The 22240-nt window shown below is 65.7% G+C and carries 22 protein-coding genes and 1 riboswitch; of the genes, 5 read left to right on the forward strand and 17 right to left on the reverse strand.

Features of this window, described 5'->3' with window-relative positions; translation table 11 throughout:
* The 14 genes from BLT66_RS26505 to BLT66_RS16860 form a co-directional block, all read right to left on the reverse strand.
* Positions 1–254 (reverse strand): helix-turn-helix domain-containing protein (locus BLT66_RS26505; protein WP_143029239.1); only part of this gene is annotated, 254 nt, incomplete at its 3' end.
* Between the two features lie 126 nt (positions 255–380).
* Positions 381–1193: a CbtA family protein gene (locus BLT66_RS16800; RefSeq protein WP_092759213.1), complete on the reverse strand. Its 813-nt coding sequence runs from the start codon at positions 1191–1193 to the stop codon at positions 381–383.
* Between the two features lie 9 nt (positions 1194–1202).
* Complete coding sequence (locus tag BLT66_RS16805; RefSeq protein ID WP_092759215.1) at positions 1203–1397, reverse strand: CbtB domain-containing protein; 195 nt, start codon at positions 1395–1397, stop codon at positions 1203–1205.
* A gap of 70 nt (positions 1398–1467) precedes the next feature.
* Positions 1468–1878 carry a DUF1636 family protein gene (locus BLT66_RS16810; RefSeq protein ID WP_092759217.1) on the reverse strand — a complete coding sequence of 137 codons (411 nt, stop codon included), beginning with the start codon at positions 1876–1878 and terminating at the stop codon, positions 1468–1470.
* 22 nt (positions 1879–1900) lie between these two features.
* Positions 1901–2497 (reverse strand): vWA domain-containing protein, encoded by a 597-nt coding sequence (locus BLT66_RS16815; RefSeq protein WP_255406968.1) that lies wholly within the window; start codon positions 2495–2497, stop codon positions 1901–1903.
* Positions 2498–2586: 89 nt separating this feature from the next.
* Positions 2587–3630 (reverse strand): ATP-binding protein, encoded by a 1044-nt coding sequence (locus tag BLT66_RS16820; protein WP_092759219.1) that lies wholly within the window; start codon positions 3628–3630, stop codon positions 2587–2589.
* The gene (gene cobN, locus BLT66_RS16825) at positions 3627–7403 is read right to left on the reverse strand and encodes a cobaltochelatase subunit CobN (RefSeq protein ID WP_092759221.1); all 3777 of its coding nucleotides are present in this window, start codon (positions 7401–7403) and stop codon (positions 3627–3629) included. Before cobN ends, BLT66_RS16820 begins: the two co-directional genes overlap by 4 nt.
* Positions 7404–7425: 22 nt before the next feature.
* Entirely contained in the window at positions 7426–8472 is a 1047-nt protein-coding gene (gene cobW, locus BLT66_RS16830; RefSeq protein WP_092759223.1) for a cobalamin biosynthesis protein CobW, read from the reverse strand.
* Positions 8473–8513: 41 nt separating this feature from the next.
* Positions 8514–9554, reverse strand: coding sequence for a FecCD family ABC transporter permease (locus tag BLT66_RS16835; protein WP_092759889.1), 1041 nt, complete (start codon positions 9552–9554; stop codon positions 8514–8516).
* A 14-nt stretch (positions 9555–9568) separates the two neighbouring features.
* A complete protein-coding gene (locus BLT66_RS16840) occupies positions 9569–10543 on the reverse strand; it encodes an ABC transporter substrate-binding protein (RefSeq protein ID WP_092759225.1) in 975 nt (324 codons plus the stop codon).
* Positions 10544–10573: 30 nt separating this feature from the next.
* Positions 10574–11413 (reverse strand): ABC transporter ATP-binding protein, encoded by an 840-nt coding sequence (locus BLT66_RS16845; RefSeq protein WP_092759227.1) that lies wholly within the window; start codon positions 11411–11413, stop codon positions 10574–10576.
* 15 nt (positions 11414–11428) lie between these two features.
* Complete coding sequence (gene cobO, locus BLT66_RS16850; protein WP_092759229.1) at positions 11429–11998, reverse strand: cob(I)yrinic acid a,c-diamide adenosyltransferase; 570 nt, start codon at positions 11996–11998, stop codon at positions 11429–11431.
* Between the two features lie 20 nt (positions 11999–12018).
* The gene (locus BLT66_RS16855; RefSeq protein WP_218922620.1) at positions 12019–13308 is read right to left on the reverse strand and encodes a cobyrinate a,c-diamide synthase; all 1290 of its coding nucleotides are present in this window, start codon (positions 13306–13308) and stop codon (positions 12019–12021) included.
* A gap of 193 nt (positions 13309–13501) precedes the next feature.
* A riboswitch (cobalamin riboswitch) is annotated at positions 13502–13715 on the reverse strand.
* Positions 13716–13734: 19 nt separating this feature from the next.
* Entirely contained in the window at positions 13735–14631 is an 897-nt protein-coding gene (locus BLT66_RS16860) for a LysR family transcriptional regulator ArgP (protein ID WP_092759233.1), read from the reverse strand.
* Positions 14632–14766: 135 nt separating this feature from the next.
* Here BLT66_RS16860 and BLT66_RS16865 point away from each other — a divergent pair, with 135 nt between their 5' ends.
* From BLT66_RS16865 to BLT66_RS16885, 5 genes are all read left to right on the forward strand, one after another.
* Entirely contained in the window at positions 14767–15453 is a 687-nt protein-coding gene (locus BLT66_RS16865; RefSeq protein WP_092759236.1) for an ABC transporter permease, read from the forward strand.
* Between the two features lie 10 nt (positions 15454–15463).
* On the forward strand, positions 15464–16177 hold the full coding sequence (locus BLT66_RS16870) for an ABC transporter permease (protein ID WP_092759238.1): 714 nt from the start codon (positions 15464–15466) through the stop codon (positions 16175–16177).
* An 11-nt stretch (positions 16178–16188) separates the two neighbouring features.
* Positions 16189–16962: an ABC transporter ATP-binding protein gene (locus tag BLT66_RS16875; RefSeq protein WP_092759240.1), complete on the forward strand. Its 774-nt coding sequence runs from the start codon at positions 16189–16191 to the stop codon at positions 16960–16962.
* Positions 16959–17363 carry an ACT domain-containing protein gene (locus tag BLT66_RS16880; protein WP_092759242.1) on the forward strand — a complete coding sequence of 135 codons (405 nt, stop codon included), beginning with the start codon at positions 16959–16961 and terminating at the stop codon, positions 17361–17363. The genes BLT66_RS16875 and BLT66_RS16880 overlap by 4 nt, the downstream gene beginning before the upstream one ends.
* 133 nt (positions 17364–17496) lie before the next feature.
* Positions 17497–18132 (forward strand): PAQR family membrane homeostasis protein TrhA, encoded by a 636-nt coding sequence (locus tag BLT66_RS16885; RefSeq protein WP_092759244.1) that lies wholly within the window; start codon positions 17497–17499, stop codon positions 18130–18132.
* Here the strand turns inward: BLT66_RS16885 and BLT66_RS26805 are convergent.
* The 3 genes from BLT66_RS26805 to BLT66_RS16895 are packed head-to-tail and all read right to left on the reverse strand — an operon-like array spanning position 18129 to position 22212.
* On the reverse strand, positions 18129–19292 hold the full coding sequence (locus BLT66_RS26805) for a CMD domain-containing protein (RefSeq protein ID WP_176955073.1): 1164 nt from the start codon (positions 19290–19292) through the stop codon (positions 18129–18131). The two genes, BLT66_RS16885 and BLT66_RS26805, sit on opposite strands and share 4 nt — an antisense overlap.
* Positions 19293–19323: 31 nt before the next feature.
* A complete protein-coding gene (locus tag BLT66_RS26810) occupies positions 19324–20640 on the reverse strand; it encodes an acyl-CoA thioesterase/bile acid-CoA:amino acid N-acyltransferase family protein (RefSeq protein ID WP_176955074.1) in 1317 nt (438 codons plus the stop codon).
* Positions 20641–20643: 3 nt separating this feature from the next.
* Positions 20644–22212: an ABC transporter substrate-binding protein gene (locus tag BLT66_RS16895; protein WP_092759246.1), complete on the reverse strand. Its 1569-nt coding sequence runs from the start codon at positions 22210–22212 to the stop codon at positions 20644–20646.
* Positions 22213–22240: the final 28 nt, after the last annotated feature.

Here is a 22240-nt window from a genome sequence, read left to right on the forward strand (position 1 = left end):
GCAAACAGGGCCCCAGTGCGGACAAGTTTAGGTGCTGGACGCGACAGCCTGCGTCTACGGGTACAACGCTTCTGGGCAAAGGTGCCGCTGTAGACGGCCACTGGCGCATTGCGCTCAATCTCGCGGCTGACGGTAGAGGGCGAACGGTGCAGCAAGCGGGCAATGGCGCGGATACCAAAGCCTTGCTCTCGGTACTGCCCCAGCGCGATGCGTTCGTCTGACTGGAGTTGCTGGTAATGGAGGACTTTTGTCATTTCTGCACCTTAGTTGAATAAGGTGTTGCACTTCAGATTTGAGTCCGCCAAGCGCTAGAGGCCAATTTGCTTAAATACCCAATATGGGTATGTTCCAACCCCAATTGGGTACGTCAAGCACACGGCCTAACGAGCAGCGTTCACCACTCCCGCATCCGCCACGCCCGCACCTTTCACAACAGCCAACAACCCCGGCTGCACCCAGCGCTGGAACGCCAGACCACCCACCAAACCTATGCTGGCCCAGAACGACAGCGAGATCCAGGTTGTAGCCCAGATGAACTGGGTGCCGAGTTGACGCAAGGCGGTTTGGGCCTCGGGGCCAAAGCCTGCTAAGGGGTCGGTGCTGATGTGCGGTGCACCCACCACGTAGGGCAGTGCCAGCCAAGCAGCGGCGGCCAGCCAGCGCAGGTGGCTACGCAGCCCGGCGATAGACGCGCAGGCCAGCGTTGCGCTCACTGCCGCCAACAGCCACCAGCCCTGACGCGAACCCAGGCGGGCGGCGTCCATGCCCGGGATCTCGGCATGCAAGCCCAGAGACGGCCAGAAGTGGAACACCAGCCAACCGGCAGCCGCCGTCCACAGTGCCAGGGGCAGCGCGCGCAGGGATACACCGCGCCACAGGCAGACACCCATCACCGCAAACACCAGCAGCGCCATGCTGAAAGCGTGCAATGTGTTGGCGACCCAGGTCCAGCCGGTACGCTCCAGGCCGTTTTCGGGTTCCCAGTCGTTAGTAGCATCATGGTCATGGGCCGCCGCTTCAGCATGCACGTGGGCGCTGGGAGCCACGGCTTCAGGCGCTTCGGCTTTTTGCGACTCGTACACCTCGGCAGCCAAAATCAGCGGCGCAGCTTGCAGGTGCTGAACACCGGTTTGCACACTGCCCACCACCACGGCGGTGGCCAGCGCCGCCCATACCAATTTTTGAAAAATCATGGCGCCCCCTCAATGGCAGGGCTTGACGGTGATGTGGCGCACGTCGTGTGCGGCGTTGTGCATCAGCGGGCTTTCGGCAAAAGCCACGCCGTACAGCACGACAAGCCCTAGGGCGGCGCCGGCGGCGAGTTGCAACAACAGGCTGCGCGTCGCGCTGGAGGTGCGGGGCAGTTCGGTGGTAGTGGACGGGTTGGATGGCTGCATGCGATGCTCCTTTTGAAAAACCAGATAAATGCACCCGTGGGGCTACGGATGCGCTGCGAAAAAACTATTGCTAACTAGCCGCCAACCCCAGCGGAGGCAGGCGCGCCAGGATGCCGCTGCGCAGGCGCTCGGGTCGCTCCTTGCGCAGCAGGTTACCGTCGGCGCTGTCGGCGTGCAACTGCGCGCAGGCCAGCACCTCAGCGGCGGTGAGCTCATCGGCGACCAGATCGCCAAAATAGTAGGTGTACTTGCCCGCAGCCTGCAATGCCACGGTGCAGGCACGCGCACAGCCGCTCATGCAGGCCAGGCCGCGCACGCGGATGCGGGCTTGCTGGGTAGCATCCAGGTCCCAGGTGGCGACCTGCACGGCTTCCAGCAGCGCCTCGCCGGCCGCGGGCACGTCGCGCGACACACCGGCGGGTCTGCAGGTGGTGCAGATGATGAGCTCGGTCACGGTGGGTTCAGAAACAAATTCGGTCATGCGTATCGGAGTGTTTGAATAATTAAATGGACGCACTGGCCAGGCGGTACTCTGCGCCCCAGTGCTCGGCCCAGGCGGCACAGCGGCCAATCGCTGGCGAGCGGTCGTCGAAATCCATGACCACCGCGTGCTCCGTGCCCCGCGGTGCGGCGGGCTGTTCCAGGGTGCGGCCATCGGTCAGCAGCCACAGCCAGGCCGGTCCACCGCTGCGCCGCTTAGCCTGCACCAGCAAGGTGTTCGCCATGTTCAGAGCCTGCCGCAGCGGCGTGCCACCACCGCCGCCGCATTGGCGTACCCGTGCCGCGCCGGCGGCCCGCGCCGGGCCCGGTGGCACCACCAATTCCACACCGCTACCGCCGAAACACAGCAGGCCCACATGGTCGCCGGCGCGCGCCGCCTGCTCGATCAGGTGGGCTGCATGGCCCTTGGCCAGCGCCAAACGACCACCCTGGCCGCCCTGGCGCATCGAGCCCGAGGTGTCCAGCAGGATCAGATGCAGCCGCGGCACGGCAGCCACGTGGGGTTGGTAACGCAGATGGTCGCGCTGCAGCGCCTGCGGGCCTTTGACCAGCAGGGTACGCAGCCAGGCAATCGCCGCGCCATCGCCCAGCGCTTGCACCGCCGGCTTCAGAGGCGGCGATGCGCTTGTGGAGGGTTTGCGCCACCGCACACTGCCGGCCGATTTGGGCGGCCGGCGGGTGTGGTGGCTCAGGCTTTTTTTGCGGGCCAGGCTCCTGTGGACAGTACCCGGGTGGTGGGCGTGGGCTGCGGCGGCAGCGCGCCCCAATCGCCCTCGGGGGTGGGCGTCGCAGCGGGGGCGGATGGCTTGTCTGAACGCGGGCCGCTGTTGTCGTTCGCAGAAGGTGCCGTACGGTTGGCGGAGGGCTCCACCGTGCGCCGGTGCGCCAGCGCCAATTCGGCCACTGCGTCCACGTCCTGCGTACTCACCGCGTCGCGGCCTTCGAGGGCGGCCAATGCCCGCGCGGCGCGCAGCATCACCAGGTCGGCACGCATGCCATCGACACCAGCGGCCAGGGCCAGCGCGGCGGCATGCTGCAACACGGCGTCTGACCACGCCAGGCTTGGCAGCACGGCCTGGGCCGAGGCCACGGTGTCCGACAGCTGACTCAACTGCGCAGCATGCGCTGCGGTCAGCGCCTGCGGGTCTTCGTCGAAAGACAGGCGGGTGCGCAGAATCTCCTGCCGCTGTTGCGGGTCGGTGGGGTTGCCCAGCAAGACCGACAGGCCAAAACGGTCGAGCAGTTGGGGCCGCAGTTCGCCCTCTTCGGGGTTCATCGTGCCGACCAGCGCAAAACGCGCGGCATGTTGCTGCGAGATGCCGTCGCGCTCGACGGTGTTGATGCCGCTGGCGGCGACGTCCAGCAGCGCGTCCACCAGCGCATCGGGCAGCAGATTGACCTCGTCCACATACAGCACGCCGTTGTGGGCGCGCGCCACCAGGCCCGGAGCCAGGCGCAGCTGGCCATCACGCAAAACGTCTTCCACATTCAGCGTGCCCACTAACTGCTCCAGGCTGGCGGCTAGCGGCAGGGTGACAAACGGCGCGTCCGGCAGCAGGGCAGCCAGCGCGCGCGCAGCCGTGGATTTGGCGGTGCCGCGCGGGCCGCTGACCAGCACACCGCCGATGCGCGGGTCGATAGCCACCAGCAGCAGCGCGCGCTGCAGCAACGGCTGGCCGACCAAGGCGGTGAACGGGAATGCCACGCGTGCGGCAGATTGAACAGTGCTCATCGCATAGCTCCTTTTTCCAATACTTCTTCAGATGCTTCCAACTGCTGCTCCAAGGCCAGCAGGTGGTCTTCAATGCGTGCGCGCTGCTCGCCCGGCTCGGCCCAGAGGCCACGGTCCATAGCTTCCAGCAGGCGCTCGCCGATGCTGCGCAGGGCACCCGGGTTGTGCTGCTGCAGGAAGTCGCGGGTGGCGTCGTCGTGCAGATAGGCGTCGGCCACCAGCGCGTACTGGTGGTCGCCGACCACGCCAGTGGTGGCGTCAAAGGCAAACAGAAAATCGACGGTGGCAGCGATCTCGAACGCGCCCTTGTAGCCGTGGCGCTTGACGCCGTCGAGCCACTTGGGATTGACCGCGCGCGAACGCACCACCCGGGCCACTTCTTCCCCCAGCGTGCGGATGCGTGGCGCGCCGGGTACGCTGAAGTCGCCGTGGTACAGCGCAGCAGGTGTGCCGCTCAGGTGCTCCACCGCAGCGGCCATGCCGCCCATGAACTGGTAGTAGTCGCCGGAATCCAGAATGTCGTGCTCGCGGTTGTCCTGGTTGTGCAGCACCGCGTCCAGCCCGGCGATGCGCTGGGCAAACGCCTCGGGCGCAGCGGTGCCGTGTGCGTCTTGGCCATAGGCGAAGGCACCGGCGCGCAAATAGGACTCGGCCAACTCTGACCGCTCAGTCCATTTGCCGCTGGCGATGCTGGCCTGCAAGCCCGCGCCGTAGCCGCCGGGCCGGGGGCCGAACACGCGCCAGGTGGCTGCGCGCTCATCCGTTTGGGCTGCCATCTCGGCCTGCACGCGTGCGCGAATGGGGTTCACGTCGTCTGGCTCGTCGTCCGCGCTGATGGCGGCCACAGCGCGCACGGCAGTGTCAAACAGGTCGATCACATTGGGGAACGCATCTCGGAAGAAGCCAGAGACACGCAGCGTCACGTCCACGCGAGGGCGGCCCAGCACGGTCATGGGCATCACTTCGATGTCCACCACGCGGTTGCTGCCCGCTGCCCACTTGGGCCGCACACCCAGCAGCGAGAAAGCCTGGGCCACATCTTCACCCCCGGTGCGCATGGTGCTGGTGCCCCATACCGACAAGCCCATGGCCGTGGGGTATGCGCCGTGGTCTTGCAGGTGGCGCTCCACCACCTGGTCTGCGCCCTTAGCACCCATGGCGTAGGCGGTTTGGGTGGGGATGGCACGGGTGTCCACCGAATAGAAGTTGCGCCCGGTGGGCAGCACATCCGGCCTGCCGCGCGACGGTGCGCCGCTGGGGCCGGGGGGAATAAAGCGCCCGTCGAGCCCGCGCAGCAGCTGGCCGATTTCGTTAGCACCGCAGGCATCCAGACGTGGGGCGAGTGTGGTGTGCAGGCGCTCCAGCACCTGGGCAGTTTGGGGCCAAGTCTCTGGCGCAAGTGGTGCGCCGTCTTGCACCAACTGCACGGCCAGCAGCTCCAGCCGTTCGCGGGTGTGGCCCGCGTGGCGCCAGGGGTCGACGCTCAGAGATTTCAAAGCCTCTGGGCGTTCGCCAGTCCAGGGTGCAGCCCAATCAGGGCTGAGCGCATCAAAGTCTTGCAGGCCCAAGTCCTGCGCCAAGGCGACCGTCAGACTGCCTTGCGCGGCACCCGCGCCGCCGGGGTAGCGGGCCAGGGCCACCAGCGTATCCACCCTCTGGCGGCCGGTGGGGGACTGGCCGAATATGTGCAGGCCATCGCGGATCTGCGATTCCTTGATCTCGCACAGGTAGGCATCGAGGCGGCGCAACAGAGCGTCGCGCTGTGCATCGTCGGCAGGCTTGGTGAAGCCGAGTTCCTCGTGCAGGCCGTCTGCCAGCACCTGCTCCAGAATGCTGGCGCGTAGCAGCTTGGCGCGGCGCGGGTCGAGTGACAGCGCCTCGTAGTACTCGTCCATGCGGCCTTCGAGCTGCTGCAAGGGCCCATAGGTTTCAGCCCGGGTCATAGCGGGCATCAGGTGGTCGATGATGACGGCCTGGGTGCGGCGCTTGGCCTGCGCGCCCTCGCCCGGATCGTTGACGATAAACGGGTACAGATGCGGCAGCGGGCCTAGGATGGCATCGGGCCAGCAGGCAGCACCCAGGGCCACGCTTTTGCCGGGCAGCCATTCCAGGTTGCCGTGCTTGCCCACGTGCACCACCGCATCCACCGCGTAGGCGCGGCGCAGCCAGAAGTAAAAGGCCAGGTAGTTGTGGGTGGGCACCAGGTCGGCATCGTGGTAGGTGGCGACCAGGTCCAAGTCGCGCCCGCGGGCCGGCTGGTTGCCCACAAATACATTGCCGTAGCGCTGGCCCGACACCATGAAGCGGCCGGCGCGTACCAGCGGGTCCTGCTCTGGCTGGCCCCATAACGTGTTGACGGCGGCCTGGCTCTCGGGTGGCAGAGCCGCAAAGTCTTGCAGGTAATCTGCCATCGCCAGGCTTTGGCCTGCGGGGCGGTGGTCGTTGGCGTCCAGCTTGTTGGTGATGCCGCGCACCAGGTCGGCCATCAGCGCGTCGCTGTCTTGCGGCACATCTCCCGTGGCATAACCGGCGGCCTGCAGGGCTTGCAGGATGACCACGGTGGACGCGGGCGTGTCCAGCCCTACGCCGTTGGCCAAGCGGGAGTCGTCGTTCGGGTAATTGGCCAACACCAGGGCGATGCGCTTATTGCTATTTTTTTTATAGCGCAATGCACACCATTTACTTGCGCTAGCGGCCACAAAGGCTATACGTTCCAGCTCAGGCTGGTAGCGCACCACGTCGATCTCGGCGCGCTCGCAGCGCCAGGCCAGGCCCTTGAAGCTGATGGGCCGGGTGCCGATGCGGCCGTCCACCTCGGGCAGCACGATTTGCATGGCCAGGTCGCGCGGGGTGAGGCCGTGCGGGTCGTCTTGCCACTGCGCTTGCGAGCAGCCCGCGGTGATGAGCTGCAACACCGGCGCGTCGCCTGCCAGCAGCACAGGCTGGGCCGTGTCATCCTGCCCGTCGATGGCACCCACGGCAAAGCTGGTGGCGTTGAGCACCACGTCCACCTTGTGCTCTTGGGCCAGCGATTGCAGCAGCGCCATACTGCCGGGGTTCTTGAGCGAATCCAGCGCCACGGCCAGGGTGTTGAGGCCTTCGTCGGCCAGCGCAGCCAGCATGGCATCGAACACCGCCGTATTGCCCGCCTGCAAATGCGCTTTGTAAAACACCAGCAGGGCCACGGGTGCGCCATCGTGCCACGCAGCCACGGGCAACGCGGATTCGTAGCGCAGGGCGGCGGGCAGCACAGCTGCGGCCGCGGGGCGCTCGCCCTGCCCGAATGCGGCGTGGGCAATCAGTTGGAAAAAATTCTTGGCGTTGTCGCGTCCGCCTTCGCGCAGGCAGCGCCACAGGTGGCTGCAATCGTTCTGGCTAGCGGTGCTGCGCAGCAAGAGCTGCGCGTCTTCCACAGATTCGCCCGACACCATCACCAGCCACTGGCCACGCGCCTGGGCCGATGCGCAGACCTGGTCCACGATGTAGGCCCAGTCGCTGGGGCTGCCCAGGTGTTCGATGACGATGGCCTTGGCGTGGCGCAGCACATCGTCCATGTACAGGTCGATGGACGCGGGCTGGCGCAGCCACATCAGGTTGGCCAGGCGCACGCTGGGGAAGCCGTCCGGCAGGCCGCTGGCCACCTCGGCCAGCAAGGACAGCGTGGTGTCCGCCACGGTAAGCACCACGATGTCGCCCGGCGTTTGCTCCACGCGCACCACGCCCAGGCCGTCGTCTTCAACGTGGCCGCCGGGGCGGGTGGAAAGCAAATGCATGGGGAGCCTTTAAGGTGAATGGTTAAACCAGCGCGGCCTGCAGTTCTGCTTGCAGCACGGCAGCTTCCAGGTGGTCGCCAATGCACACCAGGCGGGTTACGCGCGGCTCGTCCGCGCGCCAGGCACGGTCGAAATAGCTGTCAAAGCGCTGGCCCACGCCCTGCACCACCAGGCGCATGGCCGCACCCGGCACGGCCACAAAGCCTTTGACGCGGTAGATCTCGTGGCGCTGCACCAGGGCGGCCAGCGCGGTGAGCAGCTTGGCGCGATCAGTCACATCCAGCGCGATCGACACCGAGTCGAAGGCATCGTGGTCATGGTCTTCTTCCGCATCGTGGTGGGTTTTGCGGGCGTCGATCACGTCTTCCACCGCGCGCTCCAGGCCCAGCAACACGTCCATGGGCACATTGCCGTGCGATGCGCGCACCAGCTTCACACCGGCAGGCGCTTCTGCGCGGATGGTGGCTTCCACGGCTTCGAGCGCGGCAGCATCCATGCCGTCCACCTTGTGCACGATCACCAGGTCGGCCGTGGCCAGCTGGTCTTCGAACAATTCGTGCAGCGGCGAATCGTGGTCCAGGTTGTCGTCGGCGCGGCGCTGGGCGTCCACAGCCACCGGGTCATCGGCAAAGTCGCCAGCGGCCACGGCCGGTGCGTCCACCACGGTGATCACCGCGTCCACAGTGAAGGCGTTGCGCAGCGCGGGCCACTGGAAGGCCTGCACCAGGGGCTTGGGCAGGGCCAGGCCCGAGGTCTCGATGACCAGATAGTCGATCTGGTCGCGGCGTGCAGCCAGCTGCTCCATCACCGGGGCAAATTCTTCCTGTACCGTGCAGCACAGGCAGCCGTTGGCCAGCTCGAACAGCTGGCCGTTCTCCACACCGTTTTCATCGCAGCCAATGCCGCAGCCGCGCAGCAGTTCGCCATCGATGCCGAGTTCGCCAAACTCATTGACGATGACGGCAATGCGGCGGCCCTGGGCGTTGGTCAGCAAGTTGCGCAGCAGCGTGGTTTTGCCACTGCCCAGAAAACCGGTGACGATGGTGGCGGGGATCTTGCGGGTTTGCATGGTCAGTCTTTCAAAACAGAATTCAAAAATAGGGAGTGCCGTCACGCCGCATCAGGCTGGTGCATCAAGGTGTACATCACAAACAGCGCGCCCAGGCTGGCGGTGATGATGCCCACCGGCAGCTCCTGCGGCGCCAGCACGGTGCGGCAGACCACATCGCTGAGCAATAGCAGCAGCGCGCCCATCAGCACCGCCAGACCCAGCATGCCACGGTGCAAGGCGCCAGCCAGCGCCCGCGCCAGGTGCGGCACCATCAGGCCGACAAAGCCGATCACGCCCGACACCGCCACAAAGCAGGCGGTGGCAAATGCGCAGACCACGAATACCTGGATGCGCAGGCGTTGCGGGTCTATGCCCAGGCTGTGCGCGGTGTTCTCGCCGGCCAACATCGCATCCAGCGCGGCCAGCTTGCGCCAGCAAAAAATCGCCAGCACCAGCAGGCCGATCAGCGGCACAAACAGATTGTCCCAGCGCGCCGAGCCCAGGCCGCCCATGGTCCAGAACAGCACCGACTGCGCGGCCCGCTGGTCACCCAGGAATGTGAAGTAATAGGTCAGTGCGGTGAACAAAAAGGATACCGACAGGCCGGCCAGGATCATGCGCTCCGGCGTGTGGCTGCGATAGCGGCGCAGCAGCAGCAAGACCACCGCCACCGAGGCCATGCCACCGACAAACGCCGCCAGCGGCAATGTCCAGATGCCCAGTACCTCGCCGGTCAAGGTGATCACCGCCACAGCGCCAGCGGCCGAGCCGGAGGACAGGCCAAACAGATACGGGTCGGACAAGTCATTGCGCGTGGCGGTCTGCAGCAAGGCGCCCACCAACGCCAGGCCACCACCCACCAGAATCGCCAGCAGCATGCGCGGCATGCGCAGATCGACCACGATGCGGTCCACCATGCTGTAGCGCGCATCGTCTGCGCCGCTGAGCAACAAGCCCAGGCCATGGCCCACTTGCGACAAACTCACCGCGGTCGAACCGGAAACCACCGACACCATGCCGACGCCCACCAAGGCCAGCAACAGCAAAGCCACGCGCACGAACGCAGGCCCGCCGGTCAACCAGCGGAGCGTGGACGGCATGGTGGTCGAGGTGCTCAACGCGTGGCTGCCTTGGCGATCTTTTCGATGGCGCCGATATTGGCCGGGCCGGGCGTCAGCTCTTCATAACGCAGGGCCACAAAGCGCTTGTGCTTTACCGCATCGGTGTGCTGCATCAGCGGATGCTTTTGCAGAAACTGCAGCAGCTTGTCGGCACCACCATCGTTCTGGTAGTCCAGCAGTACCAGGAACTCGGGGTTGCGCGCGGCCACCGCCTCCCATGACACCGTGCCCCAGCTGGTCTGGACATCGTCCATCACATTACGACCACCAGCGGCTTCCATCATCGCGGTGGGAATGGCGTACTTGCCCGCGGTGAAGGGCTTGTCTTCGCCCGAGTCGAATAGGAACATGCGCAGAGGCTGCTTGCCCGCGGCCTTGGGCAAACGCGCCAGGCGCTGTTTCCAGTTCGCTATCTGGGCCTTGGCCTCGACTTCTTTGCCGAAGATGCTGCCCAGCTTGAGGTAGTCGCCGTACAGCAAATCCATGGACGCGCGCGGGCGTGCCTTGTCCACGTGGATGCAGCTCTCGGACAACACCAGGGTCGGAATCTTGTATTTCTGCAGCGTGGTCGGCGTGACATCGCCGCCCACCTTCATACCGTAGTTCCAGCCGGCAAAAAAGAAGTCGGGGTTGGCGGCCAGCACGTTCTCCAGCGTTGGCTGCTTGGGTGCGATCTCGCGGACACTGCCCAGCGCCTGCTTGAACTCGGGGCTCATCTTGTACCAGCCGCTGATGCCGCTGACACCCACCATGCTCTTTTGCAGGCCTAACGACAGCGCCATGTCAGTCATGTTGATGTCGTGGATCAGCGCGGCCTTGGGCGGTGCGGCGAAGGTGAGTTTTTCACCACAGCTATCCACCGTCACCGGGAAGGTCTGGGCCTGCACACCGGCAGCCCACAGCGATACAGCGCCCAGCAGCAGATGCACAGGGGGACGAAACTTCCAACGACGCACGGTAAATGCCATGGTTCTTTTCTTTGCTTCAGCGGTTAAAAATCAATGCGCCCGCGGCCGGGCATGGGGGCGCGTGGCATGCAGCGGTTTGTGCGCGGCCTGTGGTGATTCGAACACCGCAATCTCGTGCTCGCGGTGCGGCAGCGGCAGGTAGAACACATCCATGCCGAAATTGCCCAGCACCAGCTCCTTGGTCAGCACCTTGGACGGCAGGTCTTCGGCCACCACCCGGCCCTGCCCTAGCAGCAACACGCGGTGGGCAAAGCGCTGTACCAGGCTCAGCTCGTGCAGGGCGGCCACCACGGTCACGCCCAGCCCGGTCAGCAGGTCCAGCATATCGGCGCGGGTGCGCAGATCGAGATGGTTGGTGGGCTCGTCCAGCAGCAGGATGCGCGGCTGCTGCGCGATGGCGCGGGCGATGGCGGCCCGCTGCTGCTCGCCGCCCGACAGGCTGCGCATGAGGCGGTCTTGCAACGCGTCCAGCCGGCAGCGCTGCAGTGCGTCGCTGACCACCTGCGCGTTCTCGTCGCGGCTGGCCTCGGTATGTGGCGTGCGGCCCAGGGCCACATAGTCGCGTACCCGCAGCTGGCCATGCACCTGCTCGTGCTGGTGCACCACCGCCAGCTGGCGCGCGCGCTGCGGGCCGGGCAGGTGCTCCAGGTCTTGCCCGCCCACCAGCACCCGGCCTTGGCTGGGTTGCAGTCGGCCAGCCATCACCTGCAACAGGCTGGTCTTGCCCGATCCGTTCGGCCCTACCAGCGCGATGTGTGCGCCAAACGGCACGGACACCGAGACCTGGCTCAGCACCGCCTTGTCCTGGCGCTGCAGCGACACGGCCTGCACTTCCAGCAGCGGTTGGGCGGGGTTATTCGGGGTGGTCATGGCTGTGGCCAACGCTCAGTCTTCGATGCCGCGTTGCGCGGGCACGCCGGCCTTGAAATGGTGCTTGATCAGCGTCATCTCGGTCACCGTGTCGGCCAGCTCGACCAATTCAGCGGGCGCACCGCGGCCGGTCAACACCACGTGTACATGGGGCGGGCGTTCGCGCAGGCAGGCCAGCACCGGCTCCAGCGCGATCCAGCCGTAGCGCAGCGGGTACATGATTTCGTCCAGCACCACCATGAAGTGTTCGCCAGCGCGCACCGTGGCTTCGGCCTGGGCCCAGCCGGCCTGGGCCAGCTCGGCGGAATGGTCGAGGTCGCGGCTCTTCCAGCTGAAGCCATCGCCCAACCCGGTGATGGGAATGCCCAGCTGTTCGAACAAACGGTGCTCGCCAAAGCGCGCAGTCGGTACCTTCATGAACTGGTAGACCTTGACCGTCTTGCCCCGGCCATGCGCGCGCAGGGCCAGGCCGAAAGCGGCCGTGCTCTTGCCCTTGCCGGTGCCGGTGTGGACGATGACCAGGCCGCGCCGCTCGCCCTGGGGCTTGGGGGTGTCGCGCAGCAGCGGGGGGGATTCGATTTCCATGGGTGTGTCCTTGTGAAGAGTCAGCCGGGCGCAAACAGCTGGGCCACGGCGCCGGGATTGGACGGAAAGTACATGTGCATGAACGAGGCATGCAGACGCTGGCTGCGGTACACCGGCTCGGCGTGGCTGCGTTCGCGTTGCGGCGCGGTGAAGGCCACGGCGGGCAGCGGGCTGTCCATGCGCGCGTGGTGGAAGCTGTGGCCGCGCAGCCGGCCTTCGGGCAGCTGCACCGCGTGCATGCCCAGATTCACGAAGCGCTTTTGCAAGACACCGGTGCCGGGCAACAAGCCCCACATAGCCACTGGCACGCCATCGTGGCCGGCCAGGCTGTCCAGCAACGCCAGCATGCCGCCGCACTCGGCGACGATGGGCCGGCCCTGCGCGTGGTGGCTACGGATGGCTTCGCGCATCCCAGTGTTGGCGTGCAGTGTGTGCAGGTGCAGCTCGGGGTAGCCGCCGGGCAGGTACAGGCTGTGCGCATCGGGCAGCGCGGCGTCGGCCAGCGGCGAGAAGAACACCAGCTCGGCGCCCAGCGCGCGCAGGCAGTCCAGATTGGCTGCGTACAAGAAGGAAAAGGCCGCGTCGCGCGCCACCGCGATGCGCACGCCGGCCAGCAGCGGTGGCAAGGCTTCGGCCACCACCGGCTCAAAACGCACCGGGCTGGCCATGCCTTCCACACTGGGACCGATGGCCTGGGCGGCCTGCGAGATGCGCTCGTCCAGCTGCGCCACTTCAGACGCCTGCACCAGGCCCAGGTGGCGTTCGGGCAAGGCGAAACTGGCGGAGCGCGGCATCGCGCCGAACCAGCGCAGGCCGGCGGGCAGGCTGTCTTTCAGCATTTGCGCATGGCTGTCGCTGCCGACGCGGTTGGCTAGCACGCCAGCAAACTGCAAGCCCGATCGATAAGTAGACAAGCCGTGGGCCACGGCGCCAAAGGTCTGCGCCATCGAAGAACCGTCGATCACTGCCAACACCGGAATGCCCAGAGCCTGGGCCAGGTCGGCGCTGCTGGGCGTACCGTCGAACAAACCCATCACGCCCTCGACCAGGATCACATCGGCCTCGGCCGCTGCAGCATGCAGCAGCGCCCGGCAATCGGCCTCGCCCACCATCCACAGGTCCAGCTGGTAGACGGGTTGGCCGCTGGCGCGCTCCAACACCATGGGGTCCAGAAAGTCGGGGCCGGTCTTGAACACGCGCACGCGCCTGCCCTGGCTGCGGTGCCAGGCGGCCAAAGCGGCCGTGACCGTGGTCTTGCCCTGGCCGGACGCCGGGGCCGACACCAGCAGTGCATCGCACAATTTAGGCATCAAATCGCTCGCCAGCGCATATTCTGCCTGCGCGAGCAGCTATGAATTTGGTAGTACATGGTTCAGCCCCACACGCCCGCCGCGCGACAAGATGGATCGGTGTGACCCGGGGGCAAAGAGATCAGAAGGCGCAGGCGCAGACGGAGCAATGTCCGGCACGCCATGGAGCCCGCTGACACCTGCCCACCGCAAGGTCACGCTATGGTTGGCAGGCCGGTATCCGGGCTCACGAGGGAAAAGAAGGACTTTTCTGCGGGGCCACCTTCCCATGCAGTGAATGCACAGTGGCAGATAGGGCCGCGCTTTGGCTCGCTTACCGTTGCGGGGGCAGCGTCGGCATCGCACCGACTTCCCGTTTAATCCTCCAAACCCGAGGGCTAGAAGACACCTGCTAACGTGTTTCGAGTGTACCAGCCGCCCCGCAGGCTAGACCCGCAGCCCGGTTTGCACCGCCTGCTTCAGCGCCGCGCCGATCAGGTCGAGGAAGGCCGAGCGCATGCGCCAGCGGTGCCAGTACAAGGCCACGTCCAGGTGCAGGCTGGGCAGGATGTCCAGCAGCTCGCCGGCGGCAATGCCCTCGGCCACCAGGGCTTCAGGCGCCAGGCCCCAGCCCAGGCCGCGCTTCACCGCATGCACAAAGCCGCGCACCGAGGGGATGTAGTGGGTGGGCGACAGCTGGGCGGTGTTGGGCCGCTGGGCGACGAACAGGTCGTGCAGCCTGTCCTTGCGGTTAAAGCCCAGCATCGGCGCGCGGTGCAGTGCTTCTTCGCGGTCGCCGGTCGCAAAGTAGGTCTGCGCAAAGCCCGGCGAGGCCACAGCCATGTAGCGCATCACCCCCAGGGGCTCGGCGGTGCAGCCGTGGATGGGCTCGGCGCTGGAGCTGACCGCCCCCATTACCGTGCCCTCGCGCAGCAGGATGGCCGAATGGTCCTGGTCTTCGACGCGGATGTCCAGGCACACCGGCAGGCCCGGTGGCAGCAGCTCGAATACCTGCAGAAACCAGGTTTCCAGCGAATCCACGTTCACCGCAATCGGCACCCGCTGGGTGGCGCCGCCCAGCATTTCGGGTGCGCCGACCTCGCTCAGCATCTCGGCCTCCAGCATCGCCACCTGCTCGGCATGGCGGGCCAGCACCATGCCGGCGCTGGTCGCCTGGGTGGGTGTGGAGCGCTGCAGCAGCACCTGGCCAAGATGGGCTTCCAGCTGCTTGACGCGCTGGCTGATGGCCGAGGGTGTGACGTGCAGGCGCTTGGCCGCCGCCTCGAAGCTGCCCTCGCGCAGCACGGTCGCAAAGGCCGAAAGATGGGCGTTGTCTATCTTCATTATTTAGAAATACTAAACCATCGTTAAAAAAATTAGTTTTATTTCTTTTTGCTTTGCCACTAACCTGCGGCTCCCTGGCGACCGGCGGTGTATCCGTAGCGGCCATCGCTTGTTTGTTTTTCCAAAGGACCTCCTTTGAACGATTACTACGTATCCATTCTTCACGGCGCAGGCCTGACAGTCGGAGTCTCGCTGGCCGCGCTGGTGGTCTCGGTGCTGCTGGGCCTGCTGGGCGCAGCCGCCAAGCTCTCGGGACGGCCAGTGCTGGTGATCCCCGCCACCCTGTACACCACAGTGATCCGCGGCATCCCCGATCTGGTCTTGATGCTGCTGGTGTTCTACGGCGGCACGATTGGCGTGAATGCCCTGCTGGAGATGGCAGGCAGCGAGGCGACGCTGGACCTGAACCCGTTCTTTGCCGGGGTCCTGACCCTGGGCTTCATCTACGGTGCCTACATGACCGAGACTTTCCGCGGCGCCATCATGGCGATCCCGCGCGGCCAGTTCGAGGCGGCGGCAGCCTTTGGCATGGGGCCCAAGCAGGCGTTTCTGCGCATCACCGCGCCGCAGATGGTGCGCTACGCCCTGCCCGGCTTTACCAATAACTGGCTGGTGCTGATCAAGGCCACGGCCCTGGTGAGCCTGATCGGCCTGCAGGAGATGACCTATCTGGCCAAGCAGGCCAGCGCGGCCACCCGCTCGCCGTTTGCCTTCCTGCTGTTTGCGGGTGGGTTGTTCCTGGTCTACACCTGGGTGTCGCTGCAGGTGCTGCGCAAGCTCAATGAGCGCTATAGCCTCGGTACCAAGAGGATTACGCTATGAGGGCTGCACGATGAATTGGGAAGTCATATTCCGGGCCGAGAGCCTGGCGATGTTCGGCGAAGGCATCTTGACCACCTTGTGGCTGCTGTGCGCCTCGGTGGCGATTGGTGCGGTGCTGGCCTTGCTGTTTGCGCTGGCGCTGACCAGCAACAGCGCCTTCTTGCGCCGGGTGGTGGGGGCCTATACCTTTGTGATCCGCGGCACGCCGCTGCTGATCCAGGTGTATCTGATTTACTACGGCCTGGCCCAGCTGGACTGGATCCAGGCGCGTTGGGACACGATCTGGCCGTGGATCTACTTCAAGGACGCGTTCTTCTGCGCCCTGCTGGCGTTTGCACTGAACACCGCCGGCTATACCGCCGAGATGCTGGCCGGCGCGATCCGCGAGACCAATGCGGGCGAGATCGAGGCGGCGCAGTCGTTTGGCATGGGCCGCTTCAAGATCCTGGCCCGGGTGGTTTTGCCGAGCGCCATGCGGCGCACCCTGCCGGCCTATAGCAACGAGGTGGTGATGATGCTGCAAAGCACCAGCCTGGCAAGTGCGGTACCGGGGCTGCTGGATGTGACGGCAGCGGCCAGCCGCATTTATTCGGACTTTTACCTGCCGTTCGAGGCGTATTTGTTTGCCGCCGCCATCTACCTGGTCGGCACCTTTGCGCTGATCGCCATGTTCCGGCTGGCCGAGCGGCATTTCTTGGCTTATTTGGCCCCGCGTAGAAAGTAAGGACGCAACCCATGACCCCCTCCCTGAAACTCCAGGCCATCGACATCCACAAGAAGTTTGGCTCCAACGAGGTGCTCAAAGGCGTGTCGCTAGAAGCCCGCGCCGGCGACGTGATCAGCATCATCGGCAGCTCGGGCTCGGGCAAGAGTACCTTTCTGCGCTGCATGAACCTGCTGGAAAAGCCCAACGCCGGGCGCATCGTCGTAGCCGGTGAAGAACTGAAACTGGTGGCCGACAAGAACGGCGAGCTGGTGGCCGCCGAGGCCAAGCAGCTGCAGCGCATGCGCACCCGGCTTGCCATGGTGTTCCAGCACTTCAACCTGTGGGCCCATATGACGGTGCTGCAGAACATCATCGAAGCCCCCATCCATGTGCTGGGTGTGTCCAAGGACGAAGCGATCGAACGCGCCCGCAAGTATTTAAAGCTGGTCGATCTGCAGGGCAAGGAAGACAGCTACCCAGCCCACATGAGCGGCGGCCAGCAGCAGCGGGTGGCAATTGCCCGTGCCCTGGCCATCGAGCCCGAGGTAATGCTGTTCGACGAGCCCACCAGCGCGCTCGACCCCGAGCTGGTGTCCGAGGTGCTGAAGGTAATGCAGACCCTGGCCCAGGAAGGCCGGACCATGGTGGTGGTGACCCACGAGATGGGCTTTGCCCGCGAAGTGGCCAACCACCTGGTGTTTCTGCACAAGGGCTGCATCGAAGAGCAAGGTGTACCGCGCGAGGTGCTGAGCCAGCCGAAGAGCGTGCGGCTGCAGCAGTTTTTGTCGGGTAGCTTGAAGTGAGTGCGATCAGCGACCTGCCCACGCTGCTGGCCCGCATGGAACCCACGCTGAACCCCGGGACCTATGCGTTCTGCAGCGTGGACCCGGGCAGCGCCATCACCCTCGGCGATGTGGTCGCCACGGTACGCGAGCCCGAAGGCCTGTCCGTCGTGCTGCCGGAAGCGCGGGCGCTGGAGTTGCAACTGACCGTGCTGTTCCGCTGCACCTGGATCACGCTGACCGTACATTCCGACCTGCAGGCTGTCGGCCTGACTGCGGCGTTTGCCAGGGCGCTAGGAGATGCGGGCATCAGCTGCAACGTAGTCGCTGGCGCCTGCCATGACCACATCTTTGTGCCGGTAGACCAGGCCCAGGATGCGATGGCTGCCCTGCGACAGCTGCAGCACAACGCTACGCTTTAAATAGCAGCTGGCGCAGGTGAAATAAGCGCTAGCGGCCTTTTTTCTTTACATCGCCCCAACCCTGCCAGTGGGCGCCGTAGGGCCATGGATGCAGTTTTACATTTCTGTAACCTGTGGGTGCGAAAATTCGCCCATGACTGAGCGCCCCCAAACCCTTGGCGAAGAAATCGCCAACAGCGTGAGCCACGGCGTGGCCCTGCTGGCCGCCATCGTCGGAACCCCGTTCCTGATTCTGTCGGCCCGCGAACTGTCGGTCGCCAGCCTGGTCGGTGCCGCCGTGTTTGCCTTCACCATGGTGCTGCTGTACCTAACATCCACGCTGTACCACGCCCTGCCCGCAGGCCGCGGCAAACAAGTCTTCATGAAGCTGGACCACGGCGCCATCTATTTGTTCATCGCCGGCAGCTACACGCCGTTTGCACTTGGCGCACTCAAAGGCCCCTGGGGCTGGACGCTGTTTGGCCTGGTCTGGTCGATGGCCGCCATGGGCATCTTGCTGAAAGCCTTCAACCGGCTGTCGCACCCCTGGCTGTCCACAGGCCTGTACCTGGCCATGGGATGGCTGGTGCTGATCGCCGCCGTGCCGCTGGTGCAGCGCGTGCCCTCGGCCGGCGTGGCACTGCTGGTTGCCGGCGGCCTGGCCTACACCCTGGGCGTGGTGTTCTTCATGCTGGACAACAAAGTGCGCTACGCCCATACGGTGTGGCACGGCTTTGTGACGGCCGGCACGGCCTTCCACTTCTTTGCCGTGCTCGGCTACGCGGCTTAAGTCGTCTCGGGAAACACCGCCTCGCCCAGGTTCAGCATCAGCCGGTTCGCCCAGGCGAAGATGGCGATGGCGTGCACCAGGTCCAAAATTTCCAGGTTCGACAAGCCAGCGGCGCGCACCGCCTGCAACTGCGCTGCGCCGAACTGCGCTGGGCGCAAGGTCAGGTCAATGGAAGCCTGGACGATGGCGCGTTCGCGAGCATTCGTGCCCGCGCCCTGCGGCTCGGTGAACACCTGAAAAATCACGTCATTGCGCTTGGCCAATTGCTCGAAGCGCTGGGCGTGCACTGAGGCGCAGTAGACGCAGCCATTGATGCGCGACACCACGGCGCTGGCCAGCTCGCGCTCGGCGCGCGACAGGCCGCCCGGCGCGTACATGATGGCGTTGAACACGGTAGAGCGCTCTTCCAGAATCCGCGGCTGGTGCACCAGCACGCGGTAGTAGTCGCTGGTCTTGGCCTTGGGGTGGCTGGCCTCCAGCACCGCCAGTTGTGCCGCGGTGGCCTGCTCCAGATCCACCACCGGCAGCCAGGCCTTCCAGCCCAAGGTCTCGCTGGTGTAGCCGTTCACGCGCAAAACCTCGCCGGGCTTGGGCAGATTCGCCGGATGCACGAAAGGTGCATCCGCCGCTTCAACCGGCGCGGCACCGCCATCGTCACCCAATGCCGCCAGCGCCTGCAGGCCAGCCACCACACGCAACTGGTAGGCCACGAAGGCCACCAGCTGGGCCAGGGCAATCACTTCGGGTGTAGTCAAACCGGCAGCCGGTAGCTGCAACAAGGCAGCCTGGTCGCCGTCCACCGGGCGCTCGGTCAGCGTGCGGGTGAAAGTCAGGATGGCCTGCAGCCGCGGGTCGCTGCTGGGCGCTTCACCATCGATGGCGGCTTGCTGGGCGGGCGTCAAGGCGGGCAAAGCTGCCAGACGTTCGAGGTAATGCGCCAGCAGCACCGCACTGCCGGCCAGGCGAGCGATGCTGTGCGCGGCCAGCAGGCGTTCGGCCAGGGTCGGGCCGCTCAGCGCGGGATCGAACAAGCCGTCGTAGCTGCCCTGGGTGGCAGTCACCACCTTGTCGCGCTGGTGGCGCACGGCGTAGGTCGCGCTGGCATTGGACAAAGCGGCAACGCTGTCCACCACGTCGGCGGTGCTTGTGGTCAAAGTCATCTGTGTCTCCAATCTGGGGGAATTCAATTCTTCAAGCGTTTTCGGGTTCTGGCGCAGATTGCATCTGCACGGCATGCTTCAAAAACCGTAGCACCGCCGGCCAGGACTGCGCATCGGCAAGAGCGTTTGGCGCAGGCGCACCACCGCTGGTGCTGGTGCGGCCCGACACCGGGTGCGCGTAGACCAGCTGGGTGGTGGGCACGTAGGGGAAGACAATGGAGTGGCCGGCATCTGCGAAATCCAGGTGCTCCACCGCATGTGGATGCTGGTGCTGTTCCAGCCGCTCCACCACCATGCGGCTATAGCGGCTGGAAGGCCAGGAGCCGTCGTCGCTGGCCGACAACAGCAGCACCGGGCCGCGGATGTTTTCTACGCGGATACGGGCACGCTCGACAGCCTCTGGGTCCTGCAACGCTGTCAACAGCGCGTTCGCGTGGCGGCGTGGCTGCGGGCCTTCGTCCCACGGTGCCCAGGTCGCGGTGCGGTTGTTTTCCCACAAGTGCGGCAGTGGCTGGCCGCGGTAGATCCAGGCCGGGCCATCGCGCCCCGTGGTCGGGTCGCAGGCGTTCTGCGCGCTGTGCACCACGGCGCCCGGCACATAGCCAATGACGGCCGACACCGACTCAGGGAACAGCGAACCCAGCAGCAGTACCAGTTCACCACCGCGCGACTGGCCGCTCAGGGCCACAAAGCCCTGCGCGGGCCGCAGCCGGCGGTGCATCCAGTACAGGGCTTTCTCGAAGTATTCGAGCGGCGTGTTCGAGATGTAGTCCGGCAAGCCCGGTGCCTTGAAATAGCCCAGGGCCAGCGCCGCATAGCCGTGCGACGCATAGAGCGCAGCGCGCGGCTCGTTGATGCCACCGCCCGAGCCGTTCAGCACCAGCACCGCCGGGTGCGGCCCCGCGCCAGGCGGCAGGTACAGCGTGCCGACCAGGCCTTCCTCGCGGATCTCGCGCCGGGTCACGCCCTCGCCGGCCAGGCGCTGGACGAAGCCGCCCTGCAGCTGGCTACCGTCGCTGCGCTGCACGCGGACAGACGTCTCCAACGCGGCGCCCGGTTCGGCCGCGAATACCTCGCGCGAGGCACCGGCTGTTTCAGGCGCTTGCGACCAGACCAGGCCCATGGCGGAGACACCAGCGTAGCTGCCCGACAGCGGCGCATCGCGCGCCAGGTCCACCGTGCCATCGGCATCGGCGCGGAAGCGGGCTTCGGCAAGCCAGGCAACACCCGGGCCGCGCAGCGTGCGGCTGGAGACAAGAATCTCTTCACCCGCCACCAGGCCTTGCACCGCGATGCGCCGCGGCACATCGATCAGCGCATCCGCCGGGCTTATCGACAGCGCAGCCATGGCCTACTGCTTGCTGACCTGCATGGCGGTGGTGCGGTCGCTCAGCAGCGGCACCACTTTCAGGCCCTTCTTGGCGGCCCAGATGTTCTGGTAGTGGAACAGCGGAATCGCGCCCACGTCGTCGGTCACCAGCTTCACCGAGTGGCGCAGCATGGCTTCGCGGCGCTTGGCGTCGAACTCGACGGTGGCGGCGTCCAGCGCCTTGTCCACCGACTCATTGCTGTAGTGGCCCCAGTTGGAAGCGCCACGGCCACGCTTGGGGTCGGCACTGGCAAAAGCGTTCAACAGACCATAGCCCGCCTCGCCCGTGCCATTGCCCCAGGCCAGCGCGGTGACGGCGTATTCGTTCTTGTTGGCACGGCCGGAATACACCGACCAGGGCACGACCTGCAGTTGGGTCTTCACCCCGATGCGGGTCCAGAACTGGGCCACGGCCTGGGCGGTCTCGGGTGCTTGCGGATAGCGGTCGCCGGGCACATGGATGGTGATCTGGAAGCCCTGCGGGAAGCCGGCCTCGGCCAGTAGCTTCTTGGCCTGCTCGGGGTTGTAGGCGATGTCCTTGACCTCGGCGTTGTAGCCGAAGGTGCCCTTGGGCATCCACTGGTTGGCCTCGGTCACCGTGCCTTGCAGGATGCGGTCGACGATGGCCTTGCGGTTGATCGCCAGTGACAAGGCCTGGCGCACGCGCAGGTCTTGCAGCGGGTTCTTCTCCAGCGGCTTGCCGGCGTTGTCGGTGATGAACTCGTTGGTGCCGGGGCGGAAGCTGGGCTGCAACAACAGCACGCGCAGACCAGGGTAGGTGTAGACGCTGACCGAGGCCGTCTTCTTCAGGCGCTCCACGTCGGACACCGCCACCTTGTCGATCACGTCCACATCGCCGGCCAGCAGCGCAGCAGTGCGCGCCGAGCCGTTGTTGATGTAGCGGTAGTTGACCTTTTCCCACGCGGCCTTGGGGCCGTAGTAGCTGCTGCTGCGCTCGAACACCGCGCGGTCGCCCGGCACATAGGAAATGAACTTGTAAGGCCCGGTGCCGACCATGGCGCGGCCGGCGTTGTAGTCCTCGGTCTTGGACTTTTCACCGATGTGCTTGCTGACGATATAGACCGAAGCGATCTCCAGCGGCAGGTTGGGATTCGGCGTATTGGTCTTGATGATGACGGTGCTGGCATCTTTGGCGGTGACCGATTCCACCGTGCGCAGCGCACCCACATAGGAGGCCACGCTGCCCGGCACATTGCGTGCGCGCTGGAACGAAAACAGGATGTCGTCCGCGCTGAACGGCGTGCCATCCTGCCACTTGATGTCGGTGCGCAGCTTGAATTCCCAGGTCTTGTCGTCCAGCGACTTCCAGCTACTGGCCAGCGCCGGCTCCAGCTTGCCACCGTCGCGCGAGCTGATGATCGAGTCCCAGAAATGCAAGGCCAGCGAACGGTCGCCCGCGTGGTTGTTCAGCTCGGGGTCGGCGGACGAGATCGGGTCGGCAAAGCCGATGGACAAGGTCTGGGCCGAGGCCGACACGCCCACGGCCAGCAAGGCAGCGGCGAACAAGGGAGAAAGCTTCAGGGGGTGCATGGCAATCCTTCAGGTAAAAAGTAGAGAA

Source organism: Rhodoferax sp. OV413 (assembly GCF_900104385.1).
In the GTDB taxonomy this organism is placed as follows: domain Bacteria; phylum Pseudomonadota; class Gammaproteobacteria; order Burkholderiales; family Burkholderiaceae_C; genus Rhodoferax_B.

What these genes read in the sequence shown, in the direction of transcription:
- cobW (WP_092759223.1), bottom strand. Translation starts at nt 8,472, where the DNA reads ATGCAAACCCGCAAGATCCCCGCCACCATCGTCACCGGTTTTCTGGGC.
- BLT66_RS16820 (WP_092759219.1), bottom strand. Translation starts at nt 3,630, where the DNA reads ATGAGCACTGTTCAATCTGCCGCACGCGTGGCATTCCCGTTCACCGCC.
- BLT66_RS16870 (WP_092759238.1), top strand. Translation starts at nt 15,464, where the DNA reads ATGAATTGGGAAGTCATATTCCGGGCCGAGAGCCTGGCGATGTTCGGC.
- BLT66_RS16895 (WP_092759246.1), bottom strand. Translation starts at nt 22,212, where the DNA reads ATGCACCCCCTGAAGCTTTCTCCCTTGTTCGCCGCTGCCTTGCTGGCC.
- BLT66_RS16875 (WP_092759240.1), top strand. Translation starts at nt 16,189, where the DNA reads ATGACCCCCTCCCTGAAACTCCAGGCCATCGACATCCACAAGAAGTTT.
- BLT66_RS16885 (WP_092759244.1), top strand. Translation starts at nt 17,497, where the DNA reads ATGACTGAGCGCCCCCAAACCCTTGGCGAAGAAATCGCCAACAGCGTG.
- BLT66_RS16840 (WP_092759225.1), bottom strand. Translation starts at nt 10,543, where the DNA reads ATGGCATTTACCGTGCGTCGTTGGAAGTTTCGTCCCCCTGTGCATCTG.
- cobO (WP_092759229.1), bottom strand. Translation starts at nt 11,998, where the DNA reads ATGGAAATCGAATCCCCCCCGCTGCTGCGCGACACCCCCAAGCCCCAG.
- BLT66_RS26805 (WP_176955073.1), bottom strand. Translation starts at nt 19,292, where the DNA reads ATGACTTTGACCACAAGCACCGCCGACGTGGTGGACAGCGTTGCCGCT.
- BLT66_RS16835 (WP_092759889.1), bottom strand. Translation starts at nt 9,554, where the DNA reads ATGCCGTCCACGCTCCGCTGGTTGACCGGCGGGCCTGCGTTCGTGCGC.
- BLT66_RS16805 (WP_092759215.1), bottom strand. Translation starts at nt 1,397, where the DNA reads ATGCAGCCATCCAACCCGTCCACTACCACCGAACTGCCCCGCACCTCC.
- BLT66_RS16860 (WP_092759233.1), bottom strand. Translation starts at nt 14,631, where the DNA reads ATGAAGATAGACAACGCCCATCTTTCGGCCTTTGCGACCGTGCTGCGC.
- BLT66_RS16855 (WP_218922620.1), bottom strand. Translation starts at nt 13,308, where the DNA reads ATGCCTAAATTGTGCGATGCACTGCTGGTGTCGGCCCCGGCGTCCGGC.
- BLT66_RS16845 (WP_092759227.1), bottom strand. Translation starts at nt 11,413, where the DNA reads ATGACCACCCCGAATAACCCCGCCCAACCGCTGCTGGAAGTGCAGGCC.
- BLT66_RS26810 (WP_176955074.1), bottom strand. Translation starts at nt 20,640, where the DNA reads ATGGCTGCGCTGTCGATAAGCCCGGCGGATGCGCTGATCGATGTGCCG.
- BLT66_RS16800 (WP_092759213.1), bottom strand. Translation starts at nt 1,193, where the DNA reads ATGATTTTTCAAAAATTGGTATGGGCGGCGCTGGCCACCGCCGTGGTG.
- BLT66_RS16810 (WP_092759217.1), bottom strand. Translation starts at nt 1,878, where the DNA reads ATGACCGAATTTGTTTCTGAACCCACCGTGACCGAGCTCATCATCTGC.
- cobN (WP_092759221.1), bottom strand. Translation starts at nt 7,403, where the DNA reads ATGCATTTGCTTTCCACCCGCCCCGGCGGCCACGTTGAAGACGACGGC.